We start from the raw sequence: 8,704 nt of genomic DNA, 5'->3' as shown, positions 1-8,704 counted from the left end.
GAAAAAGTAAATAATATGGTTTGGGTAGTGTAAAAAATTTGTGCTTAAATGAAAATAAAAACTCCTTTCTGGAATAAATATAAAAAACCAGAAAGGAGTTTTTATAAAAGTAAAAAATTAAAAAAATAAAAATAATATTGAAAATACTACATGATATAGATATAATAATAGAGAAAACTGTAATAAATAAATAAAAAAGCAATAATAAGAATTTTATTTTAATAATAACAAGATAATAGTTAAAAAGTAAAAGTAATGTTATTTTATAAAAATATAAAATTTTTAAATAGTAAGAATAAATAATATTTTGAAAAATTATAAAAAGATTAGTTAATAATATTTTTATAAAAATGTAAAATTTAGAATTTATAGGAGGGGATATATATGCAAAGAGAAGTAGAAAGTTGTTCAAAAAGAATAGCTAGTGAAGAATTAAATTTAAAAGGGATAGAAAATATATTTCAAAGAGAAATTGATAATTTAAATAGTTGGTGGGAAGGATTAGCAAGTAAGCAGTTTTTAAGAGAATATAAAGGAGTAAACTATGACATTAATAGAATACATTCTAGTATAAAAAAACTAGAATATAGACTAAAAAGGTTGGTATATCAAATAGAAAGAGCGGAAGAAGAAAGAGAAAGGAAAGAAAGGCTTGAAAAAATGAAAAAAGCAAAGTAAATAATATTGATTTAAATATTTTATTTTAACAATATAAGTTATGATATATTGAAATTTTTATTTGAAAAATATATAATATATCATATATTTTAGAAAAAAGGTGATTACGTGAAAATAATGGTTATTGCTGGCGAAAGGAACGATGAATATAAAAAAGAGCTAGATAATATAAAAAATATTGAAGTTATAGGATATTTGAAGTATGTTTCAAATTCTATAGATTATTTTAGTAATTGTATAGAAATACCTATAGATACAATTTGTATATTTGAAGAAGGTCTTATTTTAGAAGATGACTTAGAAGATACTATATTTAAATTTTTAAATATAATTTCAACAAAATTCGAGAAAATTAAAATAATATTTTTCTGTAATAGTAAGGAATATTTAGATGAATTACAGAGATTTTCGAATGAAAATAAGGATTTTATATTATTATATGATGAAGAAAAATGGGATATTGAAAAAATAAAGAAACAATTAATCAGGTATGAAACAAATCAAAACTTAGGATATACAGGATTAAAACATAAATTGAAGAGTTTATTTAAGTTAAAGAAAGAAGAAGATAAAGTTTCCTTGGAAAATAAAATAGCTTCTAATAAAGATAGGTATTCTTTGTATGATAATAGGTATTCTACTGGTATAAGAAAAGTTATTGTTATTACAGGTCATGGTAATTCGGGAAAGACAAGTACTGCTGCTAATATAGCTATGATGGCAGCTAAACAAAATTTAAATACAATTATTGTAGATTTTGATATTAAATATAGGGGAATGAATTTATATTTTAATGAATTTGGAGATAAGATAAATCGACAACAAGATTTGGCTTATTCTTTAGTAAGATGTTTAGTAAAGCCAGAAACTAATGAATTTAATTCATTTAAAGTTAATGAAAATCTAAAACTTATCAGTTTAGGATATACAATAAGTTTAAAAGATAAAATGTTAGAAGTTATTAATATAGAACGGTTAATAGGATTGATATCATATTTGAGAAAAAATTTTAATTTAGTTATTATTGATATGCCTATTGAAGAATTTAAAAAGTATAGAGAAATTATCTCATTAGTAGATTCTATTGGAGTATGTATAAGTAATAATATGCATTCAATGATTAGGTCAGTAATTGATATTAGAGATAGTATCAATGAAAAAGATTTGGAATTATTCAAAATAAAGGCAAAAACTATAATTACTAAATACAAAAATAATAGTACATATAATGGAATACAATTAACTCAACAACTTATGATGGAAATAATAAAAAACTTAGATGATATTTTAGATGACCAGGTAGCAGGAAAGATTCCATATAGTGATGATTTTAATCAGCAAATAGATACAGGAATATTATTGTCAACATCAAATAAAGAATTTCAAACAGAGTACATAGATGTATTAGACAATTTGTTATAAATAAGGGGAATTGACATATGAAGGTTAACTCTATTAAAAATATAAAACCTACTAATCATTTTTATAAAAAATTAGCTTCTATCATACTTAGTGTATTTATAGCAGTTTTATGTTATGCATTTCTTGATAAAACTAGTAAAAAAGCAGAAGAAACTATAGATGTCATTCGTGTAAAAGCAGAAGATGGTATTATGGCGAGAACTGTTATTACAAAAAATAATGTTGAAAAGTATTCATTGATAAAAAAAGAATATGATCCAGAAATGATAACTTACGATCAAATAGATGATATTATAAATAAATATACTTTATATTATTTAAGAAAAGATACTATCTTATATAATGATATGATAATAGATGAAATTCCTAAAAGAAATGAATGGTTATATGATTTAGAATATGACATGGAAGTTGTAACAATTCCTTACAATTCTTTAGAATGTGGTGGAGATATTTTGATGCCTGGAGATTTAATTAGAGTAAGAGCTATTAGAGAAAAAAAACAATCAGATCAGGGAGACATAGAAGATGAAATTCCTAATTATTTGGACTTTGATGATTTCAATGAAGATATGGAAGTTATAACTGTATTTGATAGTATAAGAGTTAAAGACTTATTGAATTCAAAAGGAAGTTCAATATATGAAGTATATAAAGAAGTGTTTAAATTATCTAATGACAAGCGGCAAAAAATAATGAAAACAGATGAATTCCTTCAAAGTATAAAACCTAGAGCAGTAGTATTAGAAGCAACAGCTGAACAAGTAGATTTATACAGTAAACTAAAATTAGAAGCAAGGGAGTTTGTTTTTACAATATTAAGTAGAAAAGGGAATATGGATTTAATCGACCAATTACCTACCTTAGAAAAGGAGATTGAATCGTGGCTGAAGGAAGAATAGGATTAAAAGGAGTATTTAATAAGTTTACGGAAGTTAAAGCTCGTGTATATAATGAGCTAGAAACACAAAAAAGCATTGATAATGTTTTTGGATTTATTTCTGCAGATGAAAATACTGAAAGTTCAATTTTAATTGCAAATATATCTACATATCTAGCTAGTAAAAAATATAATGTATGTATTTTAGATAATAAAGTTTTTTATCCTAATATGTATAAAATATTAGGTTGTAATGCTCCTAAAAAAGGGCAAGGACTATTGCCCTTACTTCAGACGGACAAAGTGGATTATAGTGAGCAAATAATAAAAACAAAATATAATAATCTATTTATTTTATCATCTTCACCCCAAGATCTTTTCGAAGAATATTTTGACATAGAATTAGAAGCAGTAAGTAGGTTAATAGAAGAATTAAAACAGATGTTTGATTATGTATTAATAGATATTCCTAATAATCCTGCTTTTGAACTTTGTGTAGGAAGTATACAAAATATTAATATTGGATTTTTTGTATGGAATGAACATATTAATTGTGCTCATAATATGACTAAATTTTTAGATTATATTTCTTCTATAGGGTGTAGTACAGCAAAATTAACTAATGTTATATTAAATAATCTTTATGGATTACCCTTTGATCAAGAAATTATTAAAGAATTAGGATTTAAATTAATTTGTCAATTTCCTCATAGAAAAGAGATATTGAATTTAGCATTAGATGGGAAAAGCTATATATTGGATAGTATGTTTATGGATAAAAAGTATAAATACAATATGGAAATTTTAATTAAATTTTTAACTGAAAGATTATAGGGAAAGGGGGGAAGATATGCTTACAAGGGCAAAAATTAGTGAACTTCAAAAAAAAGCTAAAAAAAACAATAAAAGAAATGAAATAGAAAATAATAATTATTCTACTGTTAATTTTGAAGAAGTATTAAAACATTGTCAGCAATTTATTAGTAAAAAAGCTTCTAGTTATTATAGACGGACTGATGATATAGCAGAGAAGAAAAAACTTACTGAAAAATATATTGATGAATATGTTAATACGTATAAACCAGAAGTAGAAGGATATTTAGACCTTGCTACATTAAAAAATGCTTTAATTGAAGAAATAATGCAGTATGGACCTATAACTGAAGCAATGCAAGATCCAGAGATTGATGAAATAAGAGCAAATGCTCCTGACCAAATTTTTGTAGAAAAAAATGGGAAAACTCAAAGATGGGAAAATAATTTTACTGATAGAGAACATATGGAAAGAATTATTTCAAAATTATTAGGGGTTTCTAAAGTTAGACTTACTCCTAAAGTACCTATGGTTAATGCTAGAACAGTAGAAGGATTTCGTGTTAACGCTACTCATAGAGATATTTCGCCTTATGATAATCCCGCATTTGTAATAAGAAAGTTTAAAAAACAAACTCTTTCACCATTAGATATGATAAAAAATAAATCATTCTCTAAAAATATGTATAGACTTCTTACTCTAATTCCTAAGGCTAATTTATCTTGGATTACTGTTGGCCCTACAGGCAGTGGAAAAACGACATTAAATGAAATATTAATACGTCAAATACATCCTTTATGTAGAATTATTACTATAGAAAATCCATCAGAGTTAAGATTACTTAGATATAATAATGAAGAAACTAAAGATTACGTAATAAACGATGTTTTACAATATGAATCAGTTTCAGAAGAAGATGATAGTAGTCCTGCAACTATGGAAAATTTATTAATTAATGCTATGAGACAATCTCCTCATTGGATTGGTCCTGGAGAATTAAGAGCTCCAGAGGAATTTGCAACAGCTTTAAGAGCAGCTCAGACGGGACATTACTTTTTTACTACTTTACACGCAGAAGGAGATGCCGATGCAATTTATCGTTTTTTAACAGCTTATCTTATGGTCTCTGATGAACCTGCTGAATTAGCTTTAAGAAATATTTGTAGTGCAATTAAATTTGTTATTTTTCAAGAAAAATTAGCTGATGGCACAAGAAAAGTAACATCTATTACAGAAGTATTAGGGTCAGAGGGTTTAAAACCTATATTAAATCCTATTTATAAATTTGAATGTATAGATGTAGAAGAAGATAAAGATACAGGAGAAGTAAAGGATATTATAGGAGTGCACAAAAGAGTGGGATGTATATCTGAAAAGGTTCAGCAAAAAATGTTAAAATCAGGAATAAAATTAGAAAAATTTGATTTTTTAACTAAAGAAGTGACAGAAGATGAAAAGGAGGAATATACGATAGATGGATTTTAAATTATTGTTAAGCCTTGCTGTTGGAGCAAGTAGTTTCTTTGTAATGTCTTCTATATGGGAATTAAATTACAAAGAAGATATTAAAAAATTCTTATTTTTGATATTAGATGGAATAATAGAAAATATTAATAATTATAATGTAAAAAAACATATTCATAGGCTAAAAAAAGCTAGAATAAATCCACAAGAAAAAAGAAATATAATAGCTAATTATAATAGAATGGTAGAAAAATTTATAATGGATTTTAATTTGCCATTTACTTTAGAAAGCTTTAATACTTTAGTAATAAGTATATTTTGTTTTAGTATAGCAATATTTGTTTTATTTTTAGAAAATATTTCTTTGGCTGTAATGGTAAGTGTTGCATTATTAGTGGCAGGTTTTTCATTTTTTTCTATGAAATCAAGAATATTAAAATCAATAAAAATACAACAAATTATGGAGGTAGAAGATTTAATTTGTCCTCTCGCTAGAGATGGCGTTCTTAATGCAATAAAAAAAGTTCTTGAATCAAGAGAGTATATTCCTTCTAATATTCGAATATATTTTGAACAATTTGTGGATAATTGTGAATATTACGGGTATTCTTTTAAACAAGCTATGGAAATATTAAATAAGCAATTAGGAAGAAAATTTGACAATTTTGCTAAAAAAGCAATTATATTTGAATATAATGAAAGAAAAGGAATGGCTGATATATTTTTGGATATTGTTGATGAGAATGCAGCATTAAGAGAAATTAATATAAAAAAGAACATGATTTTCAAAAAGATGAATAGAGATTTTTTATTAAAATTATGTATAGTTGTTATATTTTTTGCATATATGATGTCATTTAAAGATATTAGAACTTTCTTTTTAACTTCTCAATTAGGACGAGTAATAAATACTTTTGTTATAGTTTCTATTTGCTTAACTTTTGCAAGAATTCAATCATTACAAAATGATATTGAGGATAATTTTAAGGAATAAAGATAATAGAGGGGAAAAAACATAATGATAGGCATAGCAAAATTTATTTGTATTATTTGTGTTTTTCATGTATCATATAATGTTTCTAAATATGTTTTCAAACCCTTAGATAATAAAAGGATAAGTTATACAAGGTCATTTATTAAATTAAATAAAAAAGAAAAATTTAAAAACACATTAGTTAGAATAAAAAAAATTATAGCATTAAAGTATGGAAAATATTTTTTGATAAGTGATATAAAAAGAATGGAATTATTAAATATATTAAAAAGAATCGATAGAACAAAAACACCAGAAGAAGTTAGATTAGAGCAAATATTATATTCTGGATTAGCAATTTTGATTTCTTTTTGTATTTTAAAAATAAGTACTATATTGGGCTATGCTTCGATGATTTTTATTGTACTAGGATGGTTATATCCAATAGATGAAATTCAAAGAATAGTTGAAAGAAAAAATAATAATATTCTTAAAGATATACCAGTGTTTTATAATATGATTTTTTATCAATATTCAAAATCAGTACATATTTTTTTGGCAGATATTATAAAAGATTTTTTACCAAATGCGAATAAAGATATGGCAGAAGAATTAGAAACAATATTAGATGATATAGAATATGGAGAAGAGTATGCGTTAAAACAGTTTAAAAGTAGGGTTCCTCTTAAATATGTAATAAGAATATGTGATGTAATAGAAACAAGATTAAAAGGATATGATAATTTAGCACAAATGGCATATTTAAAAAATGAATTAGATGAATTAAGAGTAACTAGATTAGAAATTGAATTAGAAAAAAGAAAACGAAAAAGTGAAAGTTTACAAATAATTCTTATCATTATTTTAGGAATTTATATAATAATATATTATTATTTTCAAATGTTTTCAGCATTAGAATTATTTTCAATGTAAAAGGGGGATTAAAATGAAAGAAATTATATTTAAAATAGTTAATAATAAAAAAATATTAAATATAAAAGAAAAATTTATAAAATTTATTAAAGAAGAAAGAGGAGATTTTGGAATCAAAGGAATAGCAGGAACTGTAGCTACAATAGTTGTTATAGGGTTAGTTGTAGTTTTATTAAGAGATGGACTTTTGGAGGAAATAATAACTTTTTTCTGGGAAAATATACAAAATTTAATTGAAACAATGGTTAATGAGTAATATATTTAGGTGGTATTAATGAAAAGTTTTGCAAAGGCTATCATAACTGTAATAATGTCAGTTACTGCATTATTTATTACAATGAATTTTTTGTTTTTTTTTCCATGGTATTTAACTATAGTATATGAAGCTTTTCAAATTTCTCAAGAAGTAGCCCAAGATAATTATTTAAAATATAGTATTTATGAAGAGAGATTAGAAGATTTAAAAAATAAGCCTATTTTTAATAAAAGACCAGATAGTATTGAAATTATTGTAGAAAATGCTAATGGAGATAGTGCTATTGGAGAAGATGATGAAACGATATATTTTAATTCTATATCAAAGCCATATTTACAGAGAGGAGAAATAATAACTATAACAATTAAAGCAGAATATTTAGTTCAATTTCCTTTATTAGATAATACAAAAATAGAAACTGTTATACCGGCAGAATTTACGTTAAAGACTACAGGAACTAAATATTATAAAGATCTTGATTATTATGAAGATATTCCATAGATAGATAAGGTGAAAATAATGAAAAAATATGCTTTTACTGTATTAGGAATTATTTTTTTCTCAGGATTAGTTTTCCCTTTTATTGAAATGTTAGGAATATTTATAGATAAATCACAAATAGAAAATGCTTTTAGACAAGCTTCAAAATCAGCTATATTTAAATCATACGAATTTGCAGATAGAGCTAATCAGACAAACCAAATTAATTTTAAAAGATTTGTAGAAGAATATATTGAAATTTTCCAAGATATTTTAGATGTTCAACTTGTTAACACTTATGATATAAATAGTATGTCTGAAGCTCAAATAGAATCTACAGAATTTATATTTCGTTCTATAGATGAAAGATATAATGATATATCTGTAAAGTTTAAATTAAATAGTGGGATTTCTTCTGAATGTAATGTAACTATAAAAAGTAAATATAGATTTAAAACAAATTATATGAAGATAGCAGAATCTATTAATCCTAATTTAGCTTTTTTCGAAATAGGAATTAATAAAGATATATTATTGATAGCACCAAATTAATAATATGCTAAAGTATTAATTTTATGAGATAATATTATTCAATAATTAAGAAATTATTAATATAATTATTATGTAAAAATTAAAATAAAAACTCCTTTCTGGAATAAATATAAAAAACCAGAAAGGAGTTTTTTATAAAAGTAAAAAATTAAAAAAATAAAAATAATATTGAAAATACTACATGATATAGATACAATAATAGAGAAGATTGTAATAAATAAACAATAACACAAAGAAATACAATAATAAGAA

Annotated in this window: 10 protein-coding genes; all 10 read left to right on the top strand. The window is 23.9% G+C overall.

Annotated elements, in window-relative coordinates:
* Positions 1 to 384: 384 nt before the first annotated feature.
* The 10 genes from OM90_RS11450 (at position 385) to OM90_RS11405 (ending at position 8,452) form a co-directional block, all read left to right on the top strand.
* The gene (locus tag OM90_RS11450) at positions 385 to 678 is read left to right on the top strand and encodes a hypothetical protein (RefSeq protein ID WP_058487011.1); all 294 of its coding nucleotides are present in this window, start codon (positions 385 to 387) and stop codon (positions 676 to 678) included.
* Between the two features lie 117 nt (positions 679 to 795).
* Positions 796 to 2,100: a ParA family protein gene (locus OM90_RS11445; RefSeq protein WP_242860906.1), complete on the top strand. Its 1,305-nt coding sequence runs from the start codon at positions 796 to 798 to the stop codon at positions 2,098 to 2,100.
* A 17-nt stretch (positions 2,101 to 2,117) separates the two neighbouring features.
* Complete coding sequence (locus tag OM90_RS11440) at positions 2,118 to 3,002, top strand: CpaB family protein (RefSeq protein WP_058487009.1); 885 nt, start codon at positions 2,118 to 2,120, stop codon at positions 3,000 to 3,002.
* Positions 2,984 to 3,814: a P-loop NTPase family protein gene (locus tag OM90_RS11435; RefSeq protein ID WP_058487008.1), complete on the top strand. Its 831-nt coding sequence runs from the start codon at positions 2,984 to 2,986 to the stop codon at positions 3,812 to 3,814. Before OM90_RS11440 ends, OM90_RS11435 begins: the two co-directional genes overlap by 19 nt.
* A 16-nt stretch (positions 3,815 to 3,830) precedes the next feature.
* Positions 3,831 to 5,279 (top strand): CpaF family protein, encoded by a 1,449-nt coding sequence (locus OM90_RS11430; protein ID WP_058487007.1) that lies wholly within the window; start codon positions 3,831 to 3,833, stop codon positions 5,277 to 5,279.
* A complete protein-coding gene (locus tag OM90_RS11425) occupies positions 5,269 to 6,252 on the top strand; it encodes a hypothetical protein (RefSeq protein WP_058487006.1) in 984 nt (327 codons plus the stop codon). Before OM90_RS11430 ends, OM90_RS11425 begins: the two co-directional genes overlap by 11 nt.
* A 24-nt stretch (positions 6,253 to 6,276) precedes the next feature.
* A complete protein-coding gene (locus OM90_RS11420; RefSeq protein ID WP_058487005.1) occupies positions 6,277 to 7,164 on the top strand; it encodes a hypothetical protein in 888 nt (295 codons plus the stop codon).
* A 13-nt stretch (positions 7,165 to 7,177) separates the two neighbouring features.
* Complete coding sequence (locus OM90_RS11415; protein ID WP_242860905.1) at positions 7,178 to 7,420, top strand: hypothetical protein; 243 nt, start codon at positions 7,178 to 7,180, stop codon at positions 7,418 to 7,420.
* Between the two features lie 18 nt (positions 7,421 to 7,438).
* Entirely contained in the window at positions 7,439 to 7,921 is a 483-nt protein-coding gene (locus OM90_RS11410) for a hypothetical protein (RefSeq protein WP_058487004.1), read from the top strand.
* An 18-nt stretch (positions 7,922 to 7,939) separates the two neighbouring features.
* Positions 7,940 to 8,452, top strand: a complete 513-nt coding sequence (locus OM90_RS11405; protein WP_058487003.1) for a hypothetical protein — start codon at positions 7,940 to 7,942, stop codon at positions 8,450 to 8,452.
* The last annotated feature ends 252 nt before the right edge of the window (positions 8,453 to 8,704 follow it).

It is taken from the genome of Defluviitalea phaphyphila (assembly GCF_001466305.1).
Taxonomy (GTDB): domain Bacteria; phylum Bacillota; class Clostridia; order Lachnospirales; family Defluviitaleaceae; genus Defluviitalea_A; species Defluviitalea_A phaphyphila.
This window is presented reverse-complemented; position numbering and strand designations above follow the sequence as displayed.